This window comes from Lederbergia galactosidilytica, assembly GCF_017873565.1.
Classification (GTDB): domain Bacteria; phylum Bacillota; class Bacilli; order Bacillales; family Bacillaceae_C; genus Lederbergia; species Lederbergia galactosidilytica.
The window spans coordinates 57,957-79,670 of the sequence record NZ_JAGGKH010000020.1 but is presented as its reverse complement, the minus strand read 5'-3'; the positions used below and the strand labels follow the sequence as shown (position 1 = coordinate 79,670).

General features: G+C 38.0%; 21 protein-coding genes and 1 pseudogene. 6 read left to right on the top strand and 16 right to left on the bottom strand.

The window, feature by feature from the left end:
* The first annotated feature begins 124 nt into the window (after positions 1–124).
* Positions 125–1,024: an ABC transporter substrate-binding protein gene (locus tag J2Z23_RS18165; protein ID WP_209974759.1), complete on the top strand. Its 900-nt coding sequence runs from the start codon at positions 125–127 to the stop codon at positions 1,022–1,024.
* A 107-nt stretch (positions 1,025–1,131) separates the two neighbouring features.
* Here J2Z23_RS18165 and J2Z23_RS18160 read toward each other — a convergent pair whose 3' ends face one another.
* The 13 genes and pseudogenes from J2Z23_RS18160 to J2Z23_RS18100 form a co-directional block, all read right to left on the bottom strand.
* Positions 1,132–1,296 (bottom strand): hypothetical protein, encoded by a 165-nt coding sequence (locus tag J2Z23_RS18160; RefSeq protein ID WP_209974762.1) that lies wholly within the window; start codon positions 1,294–1,296, stop codon positions 1,132–1,134.
* 32 nt (positions 1,297–1,328) lie between these two features.
* Positions 1,329–1,496, bottom strand: a pseudogene (locus tag J2Z23_RS18155) (DNA adenine methylase); the annotation flags it as partial.
* 24 nt (positions 1,497–1,520) lie between these two features.
* A complete protein-coding gene (locus J2Z23_RS18150) occupies positions 1,521–1,694 on the bottom strand; it encodes a helix-turn-helix domain-containing protein (RefSeq protein WP_057987602.1) in 174 nt (57 codons plus the stop codon).
* Positions 1,695–2,225: 531 nt separating this feature from the next.
* On the bottom strand, positions 2,226–3,605 hold the full coding sequence (gene rlmD, locus J2Z23_RS18145) for a 23S rRNA (uracil(1939)-C(5))-methyltransferase RlmD (RefSeq protein ID WP_128738560.1): 1,380 nt from the start codon (positions 3,603–3,605) through the stop codon (positions 2,226–2,228).
* Between the two features lie 219 nt (positions 3,606–3,824).
* Positions 3,825–4,034: a YdbC family protein gene (locus J2Z23_RS18140; RefSeq protein WP_057987606.1), complete on the bottom strand. Its 210-nt coding sequence runs from the start codon at positions 4,032–4,034 to the stop codon at positions 3,825–3,827.
* 370 nt (positions 4,035–4,404) lie between these two features.
* Positions 4,405–6,237 (bottom strand): ATP-dependent zinc metalloprotease FtsH, encoded by a 1,833-nt coding sequence (ftsH, locus tag J2Z23_RS18135; RefSeq protein ID WP_064468153.1) that lies wholly within the window; start codon positions 6,235–6,237, stop codon positions 4,405–4,407.
* Between the two features lie 13 nt (positions 6,238–6,250).
* Entirely contained in the window at positions 6,251–6,712 is a 462-nt protein-coding gene (locus J2Z23_RS18130) for a MarR family winged helix-turn-helix transcriptional regulator (protein WP_057995352.1), read from the bottom strand.
* 136 nt (positions 6,713–6,848) lie between these two features.
* The gene (gene dacB, locus J2Z23_RS18125) at positions 6,849–8,444 is read right to left on the bottom strand and encodes a D-alanyl-D-alanine carboxypeptidase/D-alanyl-D-alanine endopeptidase (protein WP_209974757.1); all 1,596 of its coding nucleotides are present in this window, start codon (positions 8,442–8,444) and stop codon (positions 6,849–6,851) included.
* A 21-nt stretch (positions 8,445–8,465) separates the two neighbouring features.
* A complete protein-coding gene (locus J2Z23_RS18120; RefSeq protein ID WP_057987610.1) occupies positions 8,466–9,182 on the bottom strand; it encodes a metallophosphoesterase family protein in 717 nt (238 codons plus the stop codon).
* Positions 9,183–9,376: 194 nt separating this feature from the next.
* Positions 9,377–10,396 carry a UDP-glucose 4-epimerase GalE gene (gene galE / locus J2Z23_RS18115; RefSeq protein ID WP_057987612.1) on the bottom strand — a complete coding sequence of 340 codons (1,020 nt, stop codon included), beginning with the start codon at positions 10,394–10,396 and terminating at the stop codon, positions 9,377–9,379.
* A 322-nt stretch (positions 10,397–10,718) separates the two neighbouring features.
* Positions 10,719–11,708 (bottom strand): Gfo/Idh/MocA family protein, encoded by a 990-nt coding sequence (locus J2Z23_RS18110; RefSeq protein WP_057985452.1) that lies wholly within the window; start codon positions 11,706–11,708, stop codon positions 10,719–10,721.
* Between the two features lie 78 nt (positions 11,709–11,786).
* Complete coding sequence (locus J2Z23_RS18105; RefSeq protein ID WP_057985450.1) at positions 11,787–12,821, bottom strand: acyl-CoA dehydrogenase family protein; 1,035 nt, start codon at positions 12,819–12,821, stop codon at positions 11,787–11,789.
* 17 nt (positions 12,822–12,838) lie between these two features.
* Positions 12,839–13,366: a GbsR/MarR family transcriptional regulator gene (locus J2Z23_RS18100; RefSeq protein WP_057985469.1), complete on the bottom strand. Its 528-nt coding sequence runs from the start codon at positions 13,364–13,366 to the stop codon at positions 12,839–12,841.
* A 593-nt stretch (positions 13,367–13,959) separates the two neighbouring features.
* On the opposite strand from J2Z23_RS18100, the gene J2Z23_RS18095 reads away from it, so the two are divergent.
* The 4 genes from J2Z23_RS18095 (at position 13,960) to J2Z23_RS18080 (ending at position 18,094) form a co-directional block, all read left to right on the top strand.
* The gene (locus J2Z23_RS18095; RefSeq protein ID WP_057985449.1) at positions 13,960–15,177 is read left to right on the top strand and encodes a quaternary amine ABC transporter ATP-binding protein; all 1,218 of its coding nucleotides are present in this window, start codon (positions 13,960–13,962) and stop codon (positions 15,175–15,177) included.
* Positions 15,177–16,028, top strand: a complete 852-nt coding sequence (locus J2Z23_RS18090) for an ABC transporter permease (protein WP_057985447.1) — start codon at positions 15,177–15,179, stop codon at positions 16,026–16,028. The genes J2Z23_RS18095 and J2Z23_RS18090 overlap by 1 nt, the downstream gene beginning before the upstream one ends.
* Before the next feature lie 50 nt (positions 16,029–16,078).
* Complete coding sequence (locus tag J2Z23_RS18085) at positions 16,079–17,020, top strand: glycine betaine ABC transporter substrate-binding protein (RefSeq protein ID WP_057985445.1); 942 nt, start codon at positions 16,079–16,081, stop codon at positions 17,018–17,020.
* A 129-nt stretch (positions 17,021–17,149) separates the two neighbouring features.
* Positions 17,150–18,094 carry a glycine betaine ABC transporter substrate-binding protein gene (locus J2Z23_RS18080; RefSeq protein WP_064468151.1) on the top strand — a complete coding sequence of 315 codons (945 nt, stop codon included), beginning with the start codon at positions 17,150–17,152 and terminating at the stop codon, positions 18,092–18,094.
* 204 nt (positions 18,095–18,298) lie between these two features.
* On the opposite strand, the gene J2Z23_RS18075 is transcribed toward J2Z23_RS18080, so the two are convergent.
* A complete protein-coding gene (locus J2Z23_RS18075) occupies positions 18,299–19,015 on the bottom strand; it encodes an NAD-dependent deacylase (protein WP_057985441.1) in 717 nt (238 codons plus the stop codon).
* Positions 19,016–19,176: 161 nt separating this feature from the next.
* A complete protein-coding gene (locus tag J2Z23_RS18070) occupies positions 19,177–20,142 on the bottom strand; it encodes a siderophore ABC transporter substrate-binding protein (protein ID WP_057985439.1) in 966 nt (321 codons plus the stop codon).
* 267 nt (positions 20,143–20,409) lie between these two features.
* On the opposite strand from J2Z23_RS18070, the gene J2Z23_RS18065 reads away from it, so the two are divergent.
* Positions 20,410–20,712, top strand: coding sequence for a hypothetical protein (locus tag J2Z23_RS18065; RefSeq protein WP_057985436.1), 303 nt, complete (start codon positions 20,410–20,412; stop codon positions 20,710–20,712).
* Positions 20,713–20,914: 202 nt separating this feature from the next.
* Here J2Z23_RS18065 and J2Z23_RS18060 read toward each other — a convergent pair whose 3' ends face one another.
* On the bottom strand, positions 20,915–21,640 hold the full coding sequence (locus tag J2Z23_RS18060) for a ThuA domain-containing protein (protein WP_057985434.1): 726 nt from the start codon (positions 21,638–21,640) through the stop codon (positions 20,915–20,917).
* Positions 21,641–21,714 lie beyond the last annotated feature (74 nt).

Below are 21,714 nucleotides of genomic sequence, written 5' to 3'. Positions count from 1 at the left end.
ATACTTAAGTTATTGAACCGCCGTATACGAGAACCGTATGTACGGTGGTGTGAGAGGTCGGCTAATCAATTAATGATTAGCCTCCTACTCGATTTATAAGAAAATATGAGGGAGGAACTTCAAAATGGAAGAAAAAATATCAATTGGATTAGAATGGTTTTTAAACCCTGACCATATTCCTTTAATTATTGGAATGGAAAAGGGGTGGTTTAAGAAAGAAAATATTAGCATTAATATGGTGGAGCCAGAGGAACATTTTGATGCTATAAATGAGATTAAAAAGGGAAACATGGATATTGCTATCACTGAGCCTCTCCATCTTGTTGAAGACCGTGCAAACGATGAATCTGTAATTGGATTTTCCCGGTTCTTACATACAAATGGTGGAGTAATGTATGTTAAAGAGAAAGGAATTACCCGTCCCAAAGATTTAATTGGCAAGAGAATTCAATATCCAGGTGCTCCAGGATTAGGTGGTCTTGCAATTGTTAAAACAATGGTCGAATCTGATGGTGGTGTATGTAAACTAGAGGATTTTATCCCTGTTAACAATGGTTTTTATCATAGTGACGCTTTACTAGAGAACAAAGCTGATGCTGCCACACTTATTTTTCAAAACTTTGAAATCATAGAAGCGAAGCACAAAGGGTTGGATGTTGAGTACTTTGCACTAAAGGATTGGGGTATCCCTGACTTTTGCCAGTTGATTTTTATTACTTCCCCAAAAATACTTCGCGACCGCAAGTCTGCTATTGCGCGATTTTTAAAAGTTATTCGCCAGGCCATTGACTTTATTTATGAAAAGCCTGCAGAAGCAAAAGATATTTATAATGCGTTCACCAATATGGATAAAGCTGACCCGCTTTCCAATAAAATTACAGACGCCACACTACCTTGCTTCACATATGACTTTTCAATGGCATACGAATATTACGATGATTTACAAATTTGGCTAAAAAAATCTGGAAAAATCAACAAAATAATAGATCCTAAAAAATATTGGACAAATGAACTTTCTCAGTAGAATGAATATACATCCATTTTGAAAAATTAATCAAAATGGATGTATTTCTAGTAAAGCCCTCTGAAAACCTGTATTACTCTCTACTTAAAAGTCGTAATTTTTATAGATTATTCATCCTCTTCAATCGTGGCAACTATCCCTTTTATATTCATTATCCTTTCTATTTCTTCTGCATTTCGCGGATAAATTACACACCATTCTTCATGACTGCTTGTTGCCAGCCAAACTTCATCATTTTTAAAAAAGTATAAATCCTCTGGATGCTTAGACATTTCCCATTATTTATCACTTTAGAAAAATACATATAATCATTTGATATTATCTTAAACCTATCCTTAAAATAGTCCCTCACCACTCCAGTACCTGCAAAAAGATCTGCAAAGGTGTCACCTTGTATATCATATTTTTTTATTACATCATCTATAAAATCTAATAACTTTGATTTATTACCTAAATACCTCAACAATTTCACCTTCTAATAATTCATAAAATAAATTCAATCATTTGTTTTCTTTCTATTATCTGCTGGTTTTACTGCCATAGATGGTATAACCCAAACCATCCCCACTTTCATCGCGCCTTTAATTCTTCCTTCACTACATAATGTTTGAACCCTTCTTTTGGATATTCCCCATTTTTCCGCTGCTTCTTTTGCAGAAATATAATCCATATAAAAAATTCCTTTCAAATTAAGTTAATATCATTAGATTCCCAATCGCAAACAATATTAATTGTTATATAGACAAAATTAATTTTATCTATCCTATCAACTCCCCTACCCAAATAAAAATAAGATTCCCCAGCTTGGACATTCTCCAATTTCACTGGAAAACCTTATTCTATCAACACTTCAACCGTTCCTATTCATCCACCTGTACAACAAAAAATATCTCTTGATTTTTCCTACCCCTCAAACCCGCATTCCTTCGTTCCAGTTAAAATTAAGTTTTGCCGCCGAACCCCCATTCTAACACTTTTTCGGTTCAAAATGACCGTTTCACACCTCTTTCCTCCTGTTTTTTCACCTTTTTTTCGAAGTTAAAATTAAGTTTTGCCATTATGGAGGAGAGAGAAAACCGGGAAAATATAGGACCGATAAGGGATTGGGCATGAAAAGACCCCGAGTTCGCAAATGATTATTTTAACGAAATCAGGGGCGGATTAGCACATGTTTATTTTGTTTCGGTGATGTTTATTTTAGTTAGACAGATCTCAGTTCCAGCTTTGCCACACACTCCACATGATTTGTCATTGGAAACATGTCTACCGGCTGGACTTCTAATGTCTTATAGCCTCCATCTTCCAAAATGCGCAAGTCCCTCGCAAGTGTTGCAGGATTACAGGATACATAGACCATCTTTTTCGGTTTCATTTGGATAATGGTGTCTAAAAGAGCTTGGTCACAGCCTTTACGAGGAGGATCAACGACAAGCACATCTGCTTCGATTCCCTCCTTGTACCAATTAGGGATTATGACCTCCGCTTCCCCAACGGTAAACTCCACATTGTCCATTCCATTTAGTTCGGCATTTCTGTTTGCATCATCAATCGCTTCCGGAACAATTTCAACCCCATATACTTTCTTCGCCTTTTGTGCTAGAAAAAGTGAAATCGTGCCAATTCCGCAATATGCATCAATAACACTCTCTTCTCCTGTTAACTCTGCATATTGGAGAGCTTGATCATAAAGTACTTTCGTTTGTTCTGGATTGACTTGGTAAAAAGAACGAGCTGAAATCGCAAATTGGATATCACCAATATAGTCTGTGATTGTTTCTCTTCCCCACAGCACCTTTGTCTCATTGCCAAAAATGACATTCGTCCGCTTCGAATTAACGTTTTGTACGATTGATTTCAGGTTAGGTATAGCTTCCACTAATTCCGCCACTATTTTCTTTCGATTTGGTAGTTCAGCTGTTCTCGTGATTAATACAATCATCGTTTCACCAGAAATTTTTCCATAGCGCGCCATCACATGGCGAAGCAGGCCTTTATGGCTTTTTTCATCATAAGGCTTAACCCCAAATTTGCCACATATCTCTTTTACCTCTTTCAACACATGATCATTTTCTTCGACTTGAATTAAGCACTCTTTCATATCAATAATGTCATGTGTTCGTTGTCGATAAAACCCACCAATTAAGCCGCCTTCTCTTTCGCCGATCGGGACTTGTGATTTATTGCGGTATCGCCATGGATTCTCCATTCCTAGAACAGGATGGATCATAACATCTTCTATTTTGCCAATCCGTTGCATCACATCGCGCACTTGTTTTTCTTTCGCCTTTAATTGTCCTTCATAGCTTAAATGTTGAAGCTGGCAACCTCCACATTCCTCATAAATCGGACATTCAGGAGTCACTCGATAGCGGCTTTGTTCATAAATTTCCATGATTTTTGCAAAACCGTATCCCTTATTCAATTTAGTTACCTTTACCTTTGCCTTTTCACCTGGTAACCCATTGGCAATAAAGAGTGGATAACCATCCACTTTCGCTACCCCATTGCCATCATGGGTTAAATCTTCAAAGATAACATCAATAATTTGATTTTTTTGAACTGGTAATTGTACTTTCCCCATCATTGTCGTCCTTTTTCAAATGTCTTTATTCTTTTAAAAAGGAAGGTTCTCCCTTCCGTATCAATATGTTCCTTAAGTTTTTGGTTGCTTATTACGGAGTAATTCATTTAGTTGAGAAATTGTTCGCTCTGTTACATTTTCTCTATATATCGCGATGCTTTTTATAATTTCCTAGGGCTCTAACATTTCCCCTTTCATTTTTTGCTCGTCATCCCTAGTCTAGCTCAGAGTCTCTTTCAGTTTTTTAAATTCTTCCTCTGTTAATGTAACACCCTTCCCCATTTTTTCATGGTTAGGTGCCCAGTCACGAATATCATATTTTGGTTCTCGTCCATTCCAACTAATTAGATTTAGCTCTTTGGTCCACCCTTTTGGTGATTCTGAAAGAATGGCAATTTGCTCCGTAATTTCAAACTTTATCTCGGCCATTTTTCTTTCTCCCTTCACGTTCTAATCATATAGATAGTAACATAAATCGATTTATCCACCTAACCTTCTGTTGAAAAAATAGCCTTCCTCGTTTTGCTTGCTAATCAATTTCGGCTTTTTAGGAGCGGCTACCTGCAGGGCCTCACAATATTCAAAGCCGCTGAGCAATTTCGCTACTTCGCAACGGTTGAGCCTCGCATCCTCACGCTTTTCCTATACGAGAAGAAACTTCGCGACGGTCGGGCCTTGTACCCTCACGTTTTTCCAAGACCGCTCGCGCCCCGCCGGCAACCGACGACACGTTATCGGTCTGATATCTCTTTCCCATGTAAAGAAGATCCAACCGCAATTGGATCTTCCTCATTTTTTACTAATTCGATTCTTTTGCTTCTAGAATCGTCATAAATTCTTCGCCTGTAATCGTTTCTTTCTCTAATAAATATTTAGTAAGCTCATGTAACTTTGGTTTATTGTCCTCAAGTATTTGAATGGCCTTTTGATGACATGTCTTGATGATTTTTAAAACTTCATCATCAATTTTGGCAGCCGTTTCGGATGAAACGAGCAATGATGTATCCCCACCTAAATAAGGATTATTGACAGTTTCGAGAGCCATCATATCAAATTCTTCACTCATACCAAATCGCGTCACCATGGATCTCGCAATTTTGGTTGCTTGTTCAATATCATTAGAAGCTCCTGAGGTCACACGGTTAAATATAACTTCTTCTGCCGCACGTCCGCCCATAAAAGTGGTGATTTTATCCAAAGCCTCTTCCTTACTCATCAACACTTTCTCGCCTTCTTCTACCTGCATTGTATATCCTAGAGCACCCGATGTTCTTGGGATAATGGTGATCTTGTGAACAGGTGCTGAATGGCTCTGTTTGGCAGCGACTAAAGCATGTCCAATTTCATGATAAGAAATGGTTAATTTGTCTTTCATTGAGATAACGGAATTTTTCCGCTGGTATCCCGCTAATACGACCTCAACTGATTCCTCTAAGTCACTTTGGTTCACTTCTTTACGGCCCATTTTCACTGCACGAAGCGCACCTTCATTAATCATATTCGCAAGATCGGCACCAGATGCTCCTGAGGTTGCCCGAGCAATCGCATTAAAATCAACATCATCGGCCATTTTTACCTTTTGTGCATGAACTTTTAATACTTGTTCTCGGCCTAATAGATCTGGTAACTCCACTGGTACGCGACGATCAAATCTTCCAGGTCTAAGCAATGCCTTATCTAATGTTTCCGGTCTGTTCGTTGCCGCTAAAATAACGACTCCTTTGTCTGCATCAAAACCGTCCATTTCAGTTAAAAGCTGGTTTAAAGTTTGTTCTCTTTCATCATTTCCGCTTGGTCCGCCTGAAGTACGGCTTTTTCCAATTGTATCGATCTCATCAATAAACACAATACAAGGCGCTTTTTCTTGTGCTTGTTTAAATAGATCTCTTACTCTTGCCGCACCCATTCCAACAAACATTTCCACAAATTCCGAACCTGAAATCGAGAAGAACGGAACCTTTGATTCCCCTGCTACTGCTTTAGCTAATAAAGTTTTACCTGTTCCAGGAGGTCCTACTAATAATGCACCTTTTGGAATATTAGCACCAATTTCTTGGTATTTTTTTGGATTGTGAAGAAAATCAACGATTTCCTGTAAAGCTTCCTTCGCTTCTTCTTGTCCAGCTACATCCGCAAATGTTTTACCTGTTTGCGCCTCTACATAGACTTTAGCTTTGCTTTTTCCAAATGTCATAGCATTGGCGCCACCACCCATTTTTCCAGCCATTTTTCTCATTAGGAATTGACCAACTGCAATAAAAATGACTAATGGTAAGATCCAGGCTAAGATAAACTTAAGGAAAGGGGAAGCTTCTTTTGGTACCACTTTTGTAAATTTTACATTGGCGTCATAAAGTCGGTTCACGAGATCAGGATCATCCATCTTTCCTGTGACATAAACCTTTTCTCGTCCACTTCCATCTAAGACAGTATAGCCAATTTGATTATCTTGGATTTCAACACTATCCACTTTCCCTTGTTCAATTTGCTTTAAAAAGGTACCATAGTCTACTTGTGAAACCTTTTGCTCCATAATTAATGGAAAGACAAAAGCATTTAGAACCATTACCACCATAACTGAAACTAAGATATAATAGATAAGTGGCTTCTTAGGATTTTTCTGTATTTTCATATATGCTTTCTCCTTAATCTGATTTATGACTTGCAGTTTGACCCATCTTTTGTAAAAGTTGATTTAATTGCTTTAAACCAATAATGATCTCACTCATAGTTTGCTCAGATTCTGCTTTTGTATATAAAGTGATTTTCTCAACAATCACTCGATCAATTTCCGTGACAATGGCATTTCCTTTCTGAGTAAGGATGACCAAGACAACTCGTTCGTCCTCTGGTTTTCTAATACGTTCAAGCAATTCCATTTTTTCAAGTTTCTTACACATTGTGGAAATATTTGTACCCGCCATTTTTATTTGGTTTGCAAGACTCCCGATCGTATGGGAACCACTTTGGCGGATTTCCATCAAAATCCGAAATTGTAGTGTTGTCAATCCAAATTGCTCAATGAGTGGATTAAACACTTTGTTCGTATTTTCACTAATCTCTCGTGAGTAATTTAAGAGATATCGCTTAAACTCCTCTATATCCATAAATATCCCCGTCCTCTTATAAGTCATAATATATATAATTTATATATATTATATATTATATTACCTATGAAATAATTTCAATATAAATAGACATCAAAAAGAGTCCGCCTTCAAGTTTGTTTGAAAAACGGACACATTATTTTAAAGTCGACTCAATGAGCACTTGGCATATTTCATCCTGTATTTTATTCATGGACCCTTCTATGTAATTATTCATCATAATTGAAAAAATCAACTTATCACCGTTTGTGTTTATCACATATCCTGAGAGGGTACTTACCCCTGTGAGTGACCCTGTCTTTGCCATCACTCTTCCTTTTATATTTTCTGCAGTCATTCGATGACGCAATGTTCCTCCAACTAATCGACCTGCTTCTCCTGCAATAGGTTGAGATTTTTCAAAAGCGGGGTACCAGCTCTTTTTTTGGACTTCGTATAATAATTTTGTTAATTCATTTGGGGGGATTAGATTTTTATCAGAGATTCCAGAACCATCCCGCAATAATATTTGATTTTCGTTTAAGCCAAAATCAGCAAGCGATTCTTCCATAACAGCCAGTCCACTTGACCAACTACCGTCGTCATGAATCACTTTCCCCATTTCTTTTACTATTGTTTCCGCATGGATATTATTACTTAGTTTCATAAAAGGGATAAGTAATTCATGTAATGGCATCGATTGTTTAGTTGCTAATACTACAGCTGAATTTGGTGTAATACCTATCTTTTCTTGCCCACTCCAAGCGATCTTATTGTCTTTCAGAGTTGCCCCCATTAAATGGACAACATAGTTAGTTGGCTCCCAAACGGCAATCCCTACCTTTGTTTTGGCTGTATCAAGTGGTATATCCCCTTCAACAATTATTTGATTTGTTCCATATTTTCTTTTAATTGAGAGATCATTGGAGACATTTTTTGCTACTGTTTTTGCTCGATTTATAATAGTTATATAATCTGTTTCAGGTTTTATTTTAATCATGGGTGCTACTCCCAATTTTTCCCCTGGCTGTATATCTACTATTAAACTGCCTGCGTCATATTCCTCATTAGGTGAAATTGTCAGAGCGGAAATTTGTCCTCCATAGTCATACGTTTGATCAGACCAAATTAAATCTTGAGAGTAACGGATTTCATCATACCAACTATCATCCCCAATAATATCTCCTAGAATTTTTTTAATGCCCTTTTTCTTTAATATTGCAGCCCATGCAGCTAAATCATCGGTTAAGAGTGTAGGATCTCCTTTTCCCTTAATATATAAGTTTCCATGCAATACCCCTCTTTTTATTTTCCCATCTGTTAATAGTTCCGTTGAAAAGCGATAGTCTGGTCCTAATACCTCCATCGCTACAGCTGCGGTCAATAATTTTAAGTTAGATGCTGGACGCAATTGAGTGTTTCCATTATGCGAATAGATCAATGCACCATCATCTGCTTTACGGATGCTAATCCCCGTTATTATTCCCTCGAGAAGAGGGTTCTCTAAAATCATGTTAATTTTTTCTTTTAGTGGAGTTGATTCATCAAGGTCATCTTGGTTGAATACAGGATAAACGGTTGTTTCCAGTTTCTTTTCCACCCCAACTGTTCTCAGTAGCGGAAAACTTTCTTCTGCTATGTGTCCATCCACTTTTACAGTCCTAAACTCCCATGAGGGACTTTTCATTGCAAAAAAGACAAAACCACAAAAAACGATTAGGATACCGATCTTGATGTTGTTTTGATCTTTCACCTACTTGTACCTTCCTTCTGTTTAAAGCCGACCATTTCTCCAAACATTTATTAAGAACTCTTTATTCGGGTAATCCGATGTTTGTAACGTATCCATCACTTTGTCTAAATCATACTTCACACGAACAATGGACGCTTGGATGCTGCCATTTTCAATATCGACAAGACTATAAGACGCTTGATTTAAACCATCAAAAGGCAACCCTACACTTCCTAAATTCACTACCGCTTTTCCGTTGAGAAAACGAATATAGGGGGTATGGATATGACCATAAAGATAAAGATCTGCCTCTCGTTCCATTAATTTTTCTTGGATGACATCATCTTCCGCAAATGGCACGACGACTTCGAATAAGCTATTCGGTGTTGCATGAAACACATGAATCTTCACACCTTCAATCGTTGTAACGATTTCAGTTGGAAGGGCCTGTAAATAACCCACATCATCTTCACTCAAATGTGAATATGTCCATTCCCGCTCTTGCCGCATCATTTCCAGAGCTTGACCAGGAACTTCTCCTTCAGCAACACCTCTGACAACCCATTCATCAGCATTGCCCTTAACAACCTGACAATTTATAGATTGAACCAATTCTAATGAACGCTTTGGCTCTGGACCGCGATAGCATAAATCTCCTAGTACAAAGACTTTGTCCACTTTTTTCTCCTCAAGATCTTTCAATACTGCCTCTAAAGCGATTGCATTTCCGTGAACATCTGAAATAAAGGCTAATCTCATTTAGCTTCCCCTCCCATATATTTCTTTAAACTTATCTTATTTATTGTGAGGATTCAATTTTTACTGCTTCGTTTCTGAAAATACTCTAGGAGCATATGAGAGAGCCAATTTTTGCTTTTATCTTATATCTCGATTTTTACTTTTTATTGTTATGATAATAAACTAGGTATTCCAAGTTTATTAGAAAAACTTCCCTACTCCATCAATTTATAGCCTTGCGGATTTTTCGTTTGCCAATTCCAAGCATCACGGCACATTTCTTCAATACCTCTCGTAGCGATCCAGTCAAACTCTCTTTTTGCTTTCGTTACCTTAGCTAAGCTGATCGCCACATCTCCAGGCCTTCGATCCACTATTTTATAAGGGATTACTTTTCCGGAGGCTGCTTCAAATGCAGCAACTACTTCCAATACACTATATCCTTTCCCTGTTCCTAAATTATAAGCTTCGATCCCTGTCTTGGTTAGCGCTTTTTCTAATGCCTTTACATGCCCCTTAGCTAAATCAACCACATGAATATAATCACGAATCCCTGTCCCATCTTTGGTTGGATAATCATTTCCAAAAATCATTAATTCTTCACGTAATCCAATTGCCACTTGGGTAATATATGGCATTAGATTATTAGGAATTCCGTTTGGATTTTCACCGATTTCCCCACTTGGATGTGCACCAATCGGATTAAAATATCGTAAAAGTGCCATACCCCAGCTTGGGTCAGATTGATAAAGATCTTTTAAGATCTGTTCAATCATTATTTTTGTTCGTCCATATGGATTCATTGCTGATAGTCTTACCTCTTCACTTATCGGAACCTTTTCTGTATTTCCATAGACAGTTGCAGAAGAACTGAACACCAAATTTTTCACATGATGCTTTTTCATCGTTTCGCATAAATAAATAGTGCTCATAATATTTGTCTGATAGTAAGTAAGCGGAAATGCAACAGACTCTCCCACAGCCTTTAACCCGGCGAAATGGATAACGGCCTCAATATTGTTTTCAATAAACACTGTATCTAAGCTTGATTTATCCAATAAATCAATATCGTATATACGGATTTTTTGTTCCGTTAAATCCATCACCCTATTTAAGGATTCTGGGTAACTATTACTAAAATTATCGATTACGATTACTTCATAACCTGCCTGCAATAATTCAATACACGTATGACAACCAATAAACCCGGCACCACCTGTCACAAGAATCGCCACTTATGCTCATCCCCTTTTTCTGGAATAATCCCTTAGCCTATATATATGAATAAGGGGGGACAACATATGATTGGCTTCCAACATGATAAAAGACCTCCTTTTAGTTGTTCTAAAAGAAGGTCTTCCCAAAGTCTTTAAATTTGTACGTCGCTGAACAGGCGCTTCCGCTTTTCTTTGTCCAGCTACAGCGCCTAGCGACTAGCAAATTTACGGCTTCTTCCTACGATAAGTCAACATCGGCTCATCCTTCGCCGTGTTTCCTTTATCTCGTCAGAAGTCTTTAAATTTGTACGTCGCTGAACAGGCGCTTCCGCTTTTCTTGTTACATATTGATTTTTTTATTTTCTACTTGTGATTGTGCTGCCTTTTCGTTTACAGCTGTTAGGGCAAGCACATCTTCTTTTGTGATCGTTGGTGTTGTGCCTTGTAAAATCGCCGATGTCCATTGCTGCATTGGCATTGGCAAGGCTTTCGGTAATTCCGGTGTTTGCCATCCTTGTTCGGATAAATGGCTACTTTGAATACGGACATTTCCTTCTTCAATCATTAAGACACCTTCAGTACCGTACAATTCCAATTGGAAAGGACTTCCATAGGATGTAAAACCAGATTCAATAAGGCCAATGGCACCAGATTCATATTCAACCAAAACAGCTGCATTATCATCTACTTCAAACACATTCGATTTTTGCAATTGCGCTTGCACCGCTTTCGCTGGTCCGGCTAGGCGATTTGTTAAGTAAATCGGATGGGCACCGAGGTCCATTAAAGCCCCGCCACCAGCTTGTTCTTTATTAAAAAAGCGCTCTGGTAGCCAACCCGTTTTGGCTCCATTTTGTCCAACACCACCATTGTGGGCAAGTCGACAACGGATCGTCGTAAGTTTTCCTAGTTTACCAGAATCTAAAGCTTCTTGAGCGTATAGATAATAGTTCTCTGTTAAACGCGGAAGAGATAACATTAATTTCACATTATTTTCTTCCACTGCTTGATAGATTTCCTCACAATCTTTCACAGTAAAGGCTAGTACCTTTTCAGTGAAAATATGTTTCTTGTTTTTAGCAGCTGCCACAATAACATCTTTATGTAAATTCGTAGGTGTGCTGACAATTACTGCATCGATATTAGGATTCGATAATACCTTATCAAGATCTTCCTGAAAAGGGACATTTAATTCTTTAGCCCACTCTTCTCCACGTGCTCTTTCTTCATCCCATATTAGCTCAATCGATAAATCAGGATTTTGTTTTGCACTGTTTGCGTAATCATCTGCATGCACATGCCATCTACTTAGTAATGCGACTTTAATCAAATTTGCCACTCCTCTTCATGTAAAAGTGCTTTCACTACCATCTTATAAGATTAGCTTATAAAATGGTAGCGATAACTATCACAATGGAGTAATAAATGCATGTTGACTTGCTGTATGTAAATCTCGCCAAATTTTGTTTAAGGAGGAAGTTTCCATAATCGCTTCCATCCCTAAATAGCGCATAAGGGTATCAACCTCTTGAATCACTTGTTGCAAATCAGCTTTACAGATTGTACTGAATCGATTAATTGCTGTTTCAGAAAGAGTATTCTCATTTATATGAAGATTCCATAACTCCTCAATTTCCGTATAAAATGTATCTACTTTTTGCTGAAAAATAGCCTCTTGTTCAGCTAGAAGTTGATCAACAGAGTGAAATCTTTTGTCATCGCTTTTCATTCTTCTTTTCACAATCTGTCTCGCTTCTTGGTAAAAGTGCTTCGTTATCCCTAAACAAACCGCCATAAACGAGGCTTGAGAAAATGGCAGAAAAGCAAAGCTATGAACAGGTCCAGCATATTCATTTTGTGAAACATCCAATTGGAAAGTATATTCATCCGATATTAAAGCATTTCTTACTCTGATTGTATGGCTGCCTGTTCCTCGCAAGCCTAACGCATTCCAATCTTCGATAATTTCTACTTGATGGGGCATAAAAATAAAGCTGCGTACTTCTCCCTCTTCTGTTCTACTATTCGCTGTATAAAAGGAAGCAAAAGGAGAACCACTGCAATATTTCCACTCACCACTTACGATGTAGCCTCCATCAATTTTCCTTGCTGAGCCATTAGGATAGCCACTCCCTGCAATGACTGCTTTCTCATCTTTAAACAATTGTTCAGCTAATGATCTTTCGATATTCGGAATAAACATTCCACCACCTGAACCAATTGCTGTAAGCCAGCCTAAATTCCCTTCCATTTCCGCTACTGATTGGAATACCCGCAAGGCAGCTGGTAAATCTAGCATTCTTCCGCCTAATGCTTCTGGGATAAATAATTTAAATAATTTCTCCTCATATAGCCATTGGAGTAACCCCTCAGGGATCACTCCAGAATAGTCAATATACATCGCTTGACTTCTAATATCATCTACCAACGCCTTGCTATACATATAACTCCACCAACCCGTTACTCTTTTTTCTTGGGGACGAAATCAAATATCTCATGGTCTTCGAAAGATTCCACGACTCTTTCTAACCATTCATAATACGCATAAATATAATCTAATTTCTCAATATCTACCCTTGCTAATTCTAACACATCTTCACTCGTGTGTTCGTCTTCAAGTAAGTTTTTTAATTCCTTAATCGACTTTTTAATTGCAATTTTGTGGACTGAAATGGCTCCCATCCATTTTGTTGAAAACAGATCAATGAAACTTTGATACCAATCTTCTTCCACTTGATATAAATCTTTTCTTACACCTTTTTTCCAAACCCGCTCGACCATTTTTAAATCTGATAATGCTCTTACAGTGGTACTCATGCTCGTCTTACTCATCCCCAATTCTTCTTTCATTTCATCAAGGGTAATGGGCTTGCGCTGAAAAAACATCATACCGTAGAGTCTACCGGCTGATGGGGTTAGTCCATATAAATGGATGTTCTGGGCGATGGTCTCAATAATTCTCTCTCGCGCTTTATTAAGTTGTTCCATATCTTCCAACTCATTCACATCCTAAATAATCATTATAATTATAAAAATTTTTCAATTTATTATAGAAGAAAAAATTACATAAGCGAATCAATTTCATAATAGAGATTGTAGCATTCAAATCCGAGCAACGTTGATTTACGCTTCAGCCGGACGCTTTCCAGGGGGCGTGCGGTGAGCTTCCTCGTCGCTATGTGCTCCTGTGGGATCTCACCTGTCACGCTAATCCCCCAAGGGTCGCCACCTTCCGCTCCAATCAACAAAGTTAAGGAAATACATTGACTAACAATTCAATCTCCTCTAACAACAACGTTCGTGTATTGATCGTTAATAAGCAATGATGAAATTGACTCAAGCCTTATCTATATTAACAAAAAAGCCCTAATGTCTCTACTTTATTATACCCATAACCCTAAAGTAAAGATTCGCACGTATTAGGAAACGGGAGGAAATGAGAGGATGTTTAAGAAAACCCCTTGTTTAATCTGTACAGTTTATTCTGTACATACGAAACTAACAGAATAAAGAGGTATATGCTCTTTGTGCTTTCTGTCATCATTCCGTAACATTGTAAAGGTAACCGAAGGAGGAAAAGCATGGGGGAAAAAAATATAGAAATTAAAGTAGAAAAGTTGACAAAGGTCTTTGGTAAACATCCAAAGCGTGCCATTCAACTACTGGAAGAAAACAAAACAAAAGATGAGATTTTACAGGAAACTGGAATGACCGTTGGGGTTAATCAGGCTTCGTTTGAAGTTAATTCAGGGGAAGTATTTGTCATCATGGGTTTATCTGGAAGTGGAAAGTCTACCCTGATTAGATTATTGAATAGATTGATTGAACCAACATCTGGCAATATTTGGATTGATGGTAAGGATATTGCCAAGATGAATAAAGAGCAACTACGCGAAATCCGCCGAAAAAAAATAAGTATGGTATTTCAAAAATTTGCTTTACTACCTCACAAAACAATCCAACAAAACACTGAATATGGTCTAGAGATACAAGGTGTCGATAAGGAAGAACGCGCTCAAAAGGCACGAGAATCACTAAATTTAGTCGGCCTTGGCGGCTATACGGATAAATACCCAAATGAACTTTCCGGTGGTATGCAGCAACGGGTCGGATTAGCAAGAGCCCTTGCAAATGATCCTGATATTTTATTAATGGATGAGGCATTTAGTGCACTTGATCCGCTAATTCGTAAAGATATGCAAGATGAGCTACTTGATTTACATGAATCTGTGGGAAAAACGATTATTTTCATCACTCATGACTTGAATGAAGCATTGCGTATTGGTGATCGGATCGCTCTAATGAGAGACGGGGTCATTGTGCAAATTGGCACAGCAGAAGAGATATTGATGGATCCAGCAAATGATTATGTAGAAAGATTTGTTGAGGATGTTGATCTATCTAAAGTATTGACTGCTGGACATATTATGAAACGCGCTGAGAGTGTCACCCCTGATAAAGGTCCACGTGTAGCATTACAAATGATGCGTGATCAAGGTATTTCAACAATATATGTGATGGATAAGAAAAGAATGCTGTTAGGTTATGTGACAGCAAATCAAGCATCAGATGCCATTAAAGAAAAGAAATCGATTGAAGAGGTCATGACAAAAGATGTCCCGACCGTAAGTAAGGATACATTCTTAAACGATTTGTTTGAATCAATGTTTTCAGCGAATGTACCATTAGCTGTTGTCGATGATCAAGGTCGTTTACAAGGCATTGTTGTGAAAGGTGCGGTCATGGGAGCAATGGCAGGAAATGAAGATGTTATTAATGGAAATGGGGTGATCTCATAATGTCAGATCAACTTTTTCCAAAGCTTCCATTAAAAGAATGGATTGAGACTTTTGTTAAATTTTTGACCGATAATTTAGGAGTAATCTTTGATGGAATTTCTAGTGGGATTAAAAGTGTGACCGATGGACTTGTGTGGCTATTATCTATTGGTGATATTCCCGGATCACCTTATATACTCCTTGCCATAATCTCTCTCATTGCTTGGCGAGTCGCAGGCTGGAAAACGGGACTCTTCTCACTTATTGGGCTCGCTTTAATAAATAATCTCGGGTATTGGTCTGAGACGCTCGATACATTATCACTGATCATTATATCGGTTTTATTTTCCATCATCATTGGTGTCCCAATTGGTATTTGGATGTCGCAAAAAGATTCTGTCCAATCTATAATCACACCGATTCTTGATTTTATGCAGACCATGCCGGCATTCGTTTACTTGATTCCATCTGTTGTTTTCTTTGGTATTGGTATGGTTCCCGGGGTCATCGCAACGATCATTTTTTCGATGCCACCAACAGTAAGAATGACCAACCTGGGAATTCGCCAAGTAGACGGAGAACTAATAGAGGCTGCTAACGCATTTGGTTCAACAACGGCCCAAAGACTTGGGAAAGTACAAATTCCACTGGCCATGCCTACTATGATGGCAGGAGTGAACCAGACGATCATGCTATCACTCTCGATGGTTGTCACTGCCTCGCTTGTGGGTGCACCGGGTCTTGGAGAAATTGTCTATCGATCGGTAACACAAATTAAAATTGGGCTAGGATTCGAAGGTGGATTGGCATTAGTTATTATTGCCATGATACTTGATCGAATCACTCAAGGAGTTAACAAAAAACAGGCATAACCTCATTTATGAGTTGCAGATATAATTAAATTTTAGGGGGATTTTACATTATGAAAAAGAGATTTTATCTCATAGGTTTAGTGGCACTTTCGTTATCCATGTTGTTAGCAGCATGTGGAAATGATTCTAATGATGAATCTACGAATGATAACGGATCTTCTGGAGAAAAAACAAGTGGTGGCGTTGAGCTAGGGCAGAAGGATTTAACCCTACCATACGTAGCATGGGCAAGGGAAACTCCTGTTAGCTATTTGTTGGCTGCTGTTCTTGAAGATGTTGGATACAATGTAGATGTGAAGCAAGTCGAAGCTGGACCAATGTGGTCAAGTGTGGCTGATGGTTCTGCCGATTTCATGGCATCTGCTTGGTTACCCGCGACACATGCAAGTTATTGGGAACAATATGAAGATGACTTGGTAAAAGTAAATCAAGTACTTGATAAAGCACCACTAGCACTTGCCGTGCCGAGCTATATGGAAGATGTCAATTCAATTGAAGACTTAAAAGACAACGAAGAACTTGGTAAGTCAGTAGATTGGAAGATTACTGGTATTGATGCTGGTGCCGGTATTATGCAAAATACCGAAACGGCAATGGAAGAATACGGTTTGGATAATTGGAATCTAGTGACAAGTTCTGAAGCAGCAATGATTGCTGAATTGAGATCTGCCTATGATAAGGAAGAACCAATTGTCGTTCCCCTTTGGAAACCACACTGGGTGTTCGGTGTAATGGACATGAAAATGCTAGAGGATCCTAAGGAGGTTTACGGAGGAGATGGAGATCAAATCTATATCGTAGCCCGTAAAGGATTAGAAGAAGATGCTCCAGCAGCTTACAAGGTGTTAGAACAATATACTGAAGACTATGAAATGGTAGAAGAACTAATGCCACCAGTCTTTGATGAAGATAAAGATCCTGCAGATGTTGCTCAACAGTTTATGGAAGATCATCCTGACCTTGTTGAACAATGGACTGAAGGTGTGAAATAAACGTTTTATAGAGTTTCTCATTGGTTAGAGAAAAAGGGTCCCTCTACAGACATGATAGAGGGGCCCTTTTGTTTATAGAAACACCTAACTTGAAAGATAGACAAATAATTTAGGAGGATGAATTATTTTATGAAGGGAAAATTCAAAGTTGTGAGTATAATAGTTGCTTTCACCCTTTCCATGTTGCTTGCGGCATGTGGTGGTAATACGGAGAAGGCAAATGATTCTGCGAATAACACAGATTCAAAGGATAACGACGGCATCGAATTAGGCCAAAAGGATCTAACCGTTCCTTATGTGGCTTGGGCACGAGAACTACCTGTAAGTTATTTGTACGCCGCTGTTCTCGAAGATGTTGGGTATAATGTGGAGTTGAAACAAGTGGAGGCTGGTCCCATGTGGTCAAGTGTTGCCGACGGCTCTGCTGATTTCTTTACTGGTGCTTCATTACCAGTCATTCACAGTGAATATGAGAAAAAATATGGTAAAGATGTGGTAAAAGTGAAGATGAACGATGAACAAACAATAAATGCCTTGTCTGTTCCAAGTTACATGGAAGATGTGAATTCCATAGAGGATTTGCAAAACAATAAAGAGTTAGGTGATTCTGTCGACTGGAAGATTACTGGAATTGATCCCGGGGCTGGATTAATGTCAAATACAGAGATCGCAATGGATGAATATAATCTTAAAGATGACTGGGTTCTATCCTCCAGTTCTGAATCCGCGATGTTGGCGGAACTAAAAACTAAATATGATAAAAAAGAGCCAATTGTCGTTACATTATGGACCCCGCATTGGGCCTTTGGTGTCTGGGATTTGAAAATGTTAGACGATCCTGAAGGGGTATATGGAGATGGTGATCAAATTTACACGGTCGCTCGTAAAGGATTTGAGAAAGATGCGCCAGCCGCTTATAAGATATTAGAACAATATACAGAAGATCCAGATCTGATTGCGGAAGAACTAATGGCACCCATTTTTAATGAAGATCAGGATCCAGAAGAGGTTGTCCGACAATTTATGGATAACCATCCAGATCTGATTGCGGAATGGACAGAAGGCGTGAAATAAACCATTTCTTATTGAACTACTGGGTCCCTCTGCCAAAAAACACAGGCAGAGGGATTTATTTTTATTTTAAAAGATAAATCTTATCAAAATACGAATTCTGTTAAAAAAATATACATGGTTTCTTGGACTTAATAAGCTGCTGAAACTGCTGCGTTATAAACGCCTTTATGGTAATCGAAAGGGTGATCATGGTCAAATTATATATCATGTATCGAGGAACGTTTCCATTTCTGTCAACACCGCTCCGATTTTACGCTTATGAATGACTAAGTCAGCATAAACATCCAATTCAGTGGGTTCAAGATTCATAATAACGAGCTTTGCTCCATGTTGTTTAGCGATTAGCGGGAATTGGTTGGCTGGTGTGACACTTAATGAGGAACCAAGAACGATGAATAGATCAGCCTTTTCACTTTCTTCTGTCGCCTGAATGAGTGCATCTTCTGGTAACATTTCACCAAATAGGACAACAGATGGACGTAATTTCCCACCGCAGTCACAAATAAATTGCTCATTCGCATATCGTTCATTTCCGTACTCACGTCCACATGTCTGACAATGCACTTTTTTCATTGTACCATGTAATTCAATCACATTTTTACTGCCTGCATCTGTATGAAAGCCATCGATATTTTGGGTAATAATGCTTTGAATTCGTCCCTCTCTTTCCCAATTTGCCAGAATTTCGTGTCCCCGATGATATTTTGCTTCATTCAATCCCAATACCCGATGACGGTAAAACTGAAAAAACTCCTCAACATTTTGATTGAGTGCTTCTGTAGTAGCAATTTGACTAGGGTCTTTCTTTGTCCAGAGACCTTTCCCGGAAGAACGGAAATCAGGTAACCCACTTTCCGTTGACATTCCCGCTCCTGTTAAAACGACTGTGTAATTAGATTCTTTTAACCATTTCGATAACACGAAGATTCCATTCCTTTCCACTCATTTTCGTTTACGTATAAACTTTCCCATTAAGATCATCTGTTTTTTTCTGTTTTCTTAGCCTGTTAAAGGTTTCTTCCTATTTAAAAAGACTGCATCTAAAGCCAATCATCGCTTTAAATACAGTCTTTTGTTTATCTCTATTCTAGCACAACTTCTACCTCATCTGCCATTGCAGATACAGATTCTAAGCCTCCACCAGACAGATACCAATTTTCAGGATCTAAGTAAACAATTTTATCATTTTTAAAAGCATCTGTTTTTTGAATTAACTCATTCTCAACTAATTGTTTTGAACTTGATTCGCCACCAATAGCTGTTCCGCGGTCAATGACAAATAAGTAATCTGGATTTTGTTCAAGCACATATTCGAATGATACGTTTTGTCCGTGAGTAGAAGCTTCAATCCCTTCGTCCACTGGAGCAAACCCAAACACATCATGAATAATTCCGAAACGAGAACTTGGTCCGTAGGCACTCATCTTACCTTCATTCGCCAAAATCACTAGAGATTTACCATCATCATTGCTTGCTTTTTCATGTAGGGCTGCAATTTTCTCATCAATTTTTTCTAATTCTGTTTTAGCTACGTCTTCTTTACCAAAGATCTCAGCCAATGTGTTTACATTCTCTTTAAAAGACTCCATATATTTAGATGTATCTAAGCCAACGTAAATGGTTGGAGCAATTTCCTTAAAATCCTCATAAAGATCTGACTGTCTTCCTGAGATCAAGATTAGATCAGGCTTCAATGAGTTGATTTTTTCAAAATCTGGTTCCTTTAGACTTCCAACATTCTCATATTCGTCACCCTCATATTTTGACAAATAGTTAGGAACATTCATTTTTGGAAGACCAACAACTCCTTCAACTCCTAAAGCATCTAAAGTATCAAGAGCGCCAAAATCAAAGACAACTACTTTTTCTGGATTCTTTTGAACCTCAGTTTCATCTAGCTGGTGTTTAATCGTTAATGTTTCTTCCTGTTGTTCATTATCATTTCCGTTTCCTTCATTTGCTTGCTCATTATCCTTTGTATCAGATCCACAAGCAGCCAATACTGCTGTGACAAATAGAATAGCAAAAATAAAACTTAGCTTCTTCATCATTACACCTCTTCTATTAGATTATGTATATTTCTCAATTGATAACCATTATCATTATATCATAAAAAAATAAAATCTTTCACCACTTTCTAATTACTTTTAGATAATGATATTCATTCTCAATTAGTAATATACCATATTTAGATTTTTTTACAATATCTTTTTTTGAAATTATCCCCAATTAGTGCTTTTTTCCCGAAACTTCCCTTTGGTTGCTAAAGATTGTTACAATGGAAATAAGGAATCGTATGAAAGGAAGAAAATATTTTGCTTGGTATTCTATTTATTATCGGCTCTTTATTATTAGTTATACTGTCTTTTATCTGGGGCATCAAAGATATTCGAAAGAATCGTGATCAAGAGAAGCAGAAAAAATACCGTGTGCCAGCCTTTTTATTTACAATAGGATTTATTCTTTCGGCTGGCTATATAGTAGGAGCTAAAAGGTTCAATGACAATATGGATCTAACCATGTCCTGGATGCTTCTTTCATCCGGTTTTCTCATTTCAGCTGCTGGTATTTTTGCCATTGGTCATCTGTCTCAACAAAAAAACACCGATGAATCATAGATTCACCGGGCTGTCTTAAAGAAAAAGACGAAGAGCGACTCATTTCACTTTTCGTCTTTCTGTATTTATTCTATTCTCACAAATTATATAAATTTTGTCACATGATTATTTTGGTAATAGCGCAGATGACCTCGGCTCCGTGCTTAGTCCTGAAGGCTAATTGAATCAGCGGTACATTCAATTAGACACTTGTGGTTCTGTTTCATTTATTTTTAGGAGAGATCTCTTCTATTGGTTTTGCATTCCCATATGTTGGATAAGCCCGATCAACTGGTTTTACCCAATTTGCGGCATTGAGTAAAACTCTTTGGACATCTTTATTATAATATGTTGGATAAGTTTCATGGCCCGGACGGAAATAGAAGATTTTTCCGTTTCCTCTTTTATATGTGCAACCAGAGCGGAAAACTTCTCCACCTTCAAACCAGCTAAGAAATACAAGTTCATCTGGAGCCGGAATATCAAAATGTTCCCCATACATTTCTTCTTTTTCTAGTTCGAAATATTCCCCAATTCCTTCGGCAATCGGATGAGTAGGATCTACAACCCAAAGACGTTCTCTATCATCTGCTTCACGCCATTTTAGATCACAGGAAGTACCCATCAACTTTTTAAAAATCTTTGAGAAATGCCCTGAATGTAAAACTACCAAGCCCATTCCTTCTAAAACCCTTTTATGTACTCGCTCAACGATCTCATCAGATACTTCATCATGAGCCATATGTCCCCACCAGAAAAGAACATCTGTATTGTTTAAGACATCTTCCGTTAATCCATGTTCTGGTTGTTCTAATGTCGCTGTTTTCACTTGATGCTCAGTTCCGTCAAACATTTGAGCTAGGGCCCCGTGAATGCCTTCTGGGTAGATTTCAGCTACTTTTGGATTGGTTTTTTCATGCTTGTTTTCATTCCAAATGGTAATATTCATGCATTTCTCTCCCTTTTTATTTATTGCAAATCTACATTCATTTTAATTGCCAATATGGACAAAGTCTAGAGCTA

Excerpts from the sequence above, each read along its gene's own strand:
- J2Z23_RS18165 (WP_209974759.1), top strand. The coding sequence starts at position 125 with ATGGAAGAAAAAATATCAATTGGATTAGAATGGTTTTTAAACCCTGAC.
- J2Z23_RS18160 (WP_209974762.1), bottom strand. The coding sequence starts at position 1,296 with ATGTCTAAGCATCCAGAGGATTTATACTTTTTTAAAAATGATGAAGTT.
- J2Z23_RS18150 (WP_057987602.1), bottom strand. The coding sequence starts at position 1,694 with ATGGATTATATTTCTGCAAAAGAAGCAGCGGAAAAATGGGGAATATCC.
- rlmD (WP_128738560.1), bottom strand. The coding sequence starts at position 3,605 with ATGGGGAAAGTACAATTACCAGTTCAAAAAAATCAAATTATTGATGTT.
- J2Z23_RS18140 (WP_057987606.1), bottom strand. The coding sequence starts at position 4,034 with ATGGCCGAGATAAAGTTTGAAATTACGGAGCAAATTGCCATTCTTTCA.
- ftsH (WP_064468153.1), bottom strand. The coding sequence starts at position 6,237 with ATGAAAATACAGAAAAATCCTAAGAAGCCACTTATCTATTATATCTTA.
- J2Z23_RS18130 (WP_057995352.1), bottom strand. The coding sequence starts at position 6,712 with ATGGATATAGAGGAGTTTAAGCGATATCTCTTAAATTACTCACGAGAG.
- J2Z23_RS18120 (WP_057987610.1), bottom strand. The coding sequence starts at position 9,182 with ATGAGATTAGCCTTTATTTCAGATGTTCACGGAAATGCAATCGCTTTA.
- J2Z23_RS18105 (WP_057985450.1), bottom strand. The coding sequence starts at position 12,821 with ATGTATAGCAAGGCGTTGGTAGATGATATTAGAAGTCAAGCGATGTAT.
- J2Z23_RS18100 (WP_057985469.1), bottom strand. The coding sequence starts at position 13,366 with ATGGAACAACTTAATAAAGCGCGAGAGAGAATTATTGAGACCATCGCC.
- J2Z23_RS18095 (WP_057985449.1), top strand. The coding sequence starts at position 13,960 with ATGGGGGAAAAAAATATAGAAATTAAAGTAGAAAAGTTGACAAAGGTC.
- J2Z23_RS18090 (WP_057985447.1), top strand. The coding sequence starts at position 15,177 with ATGTCAGATCAACTTTTTCCAAAGCTTCCATTAAAAGAATGGATTGAG.
- J2Z23_RS18085 (WP_057985445.1), top strand. The coding sequence starts at position 16,079 with ATGAAAAAGAGATTTTATCTCATAGGTTTAGTGGCACTTTCGTTATCC.
- J2Z23_RS18080 (WP_064468151.1), top strand. The coding sequence starts at position 17,150 with ATGAAGGGAAAATTCAAAGTTGTGAGTATAATAGTTGCTTTCACCCTT.
- J2Z23_RS18070 (WP_057985439.1), bottom strand. The coding sequence starts at position 20,142 with ATGAAGAAGCTAAGTTTTATTTTTGCTATTCTATTTGTCACAGCAGTA.
- J2Z23_RS18060 (WP_057985434.1), bottom strand. The coding sequence starts at position 21,640 with ATGAATATTACCATTTGGAATGAAAACAAGCATGAAAAAACCAATCCA.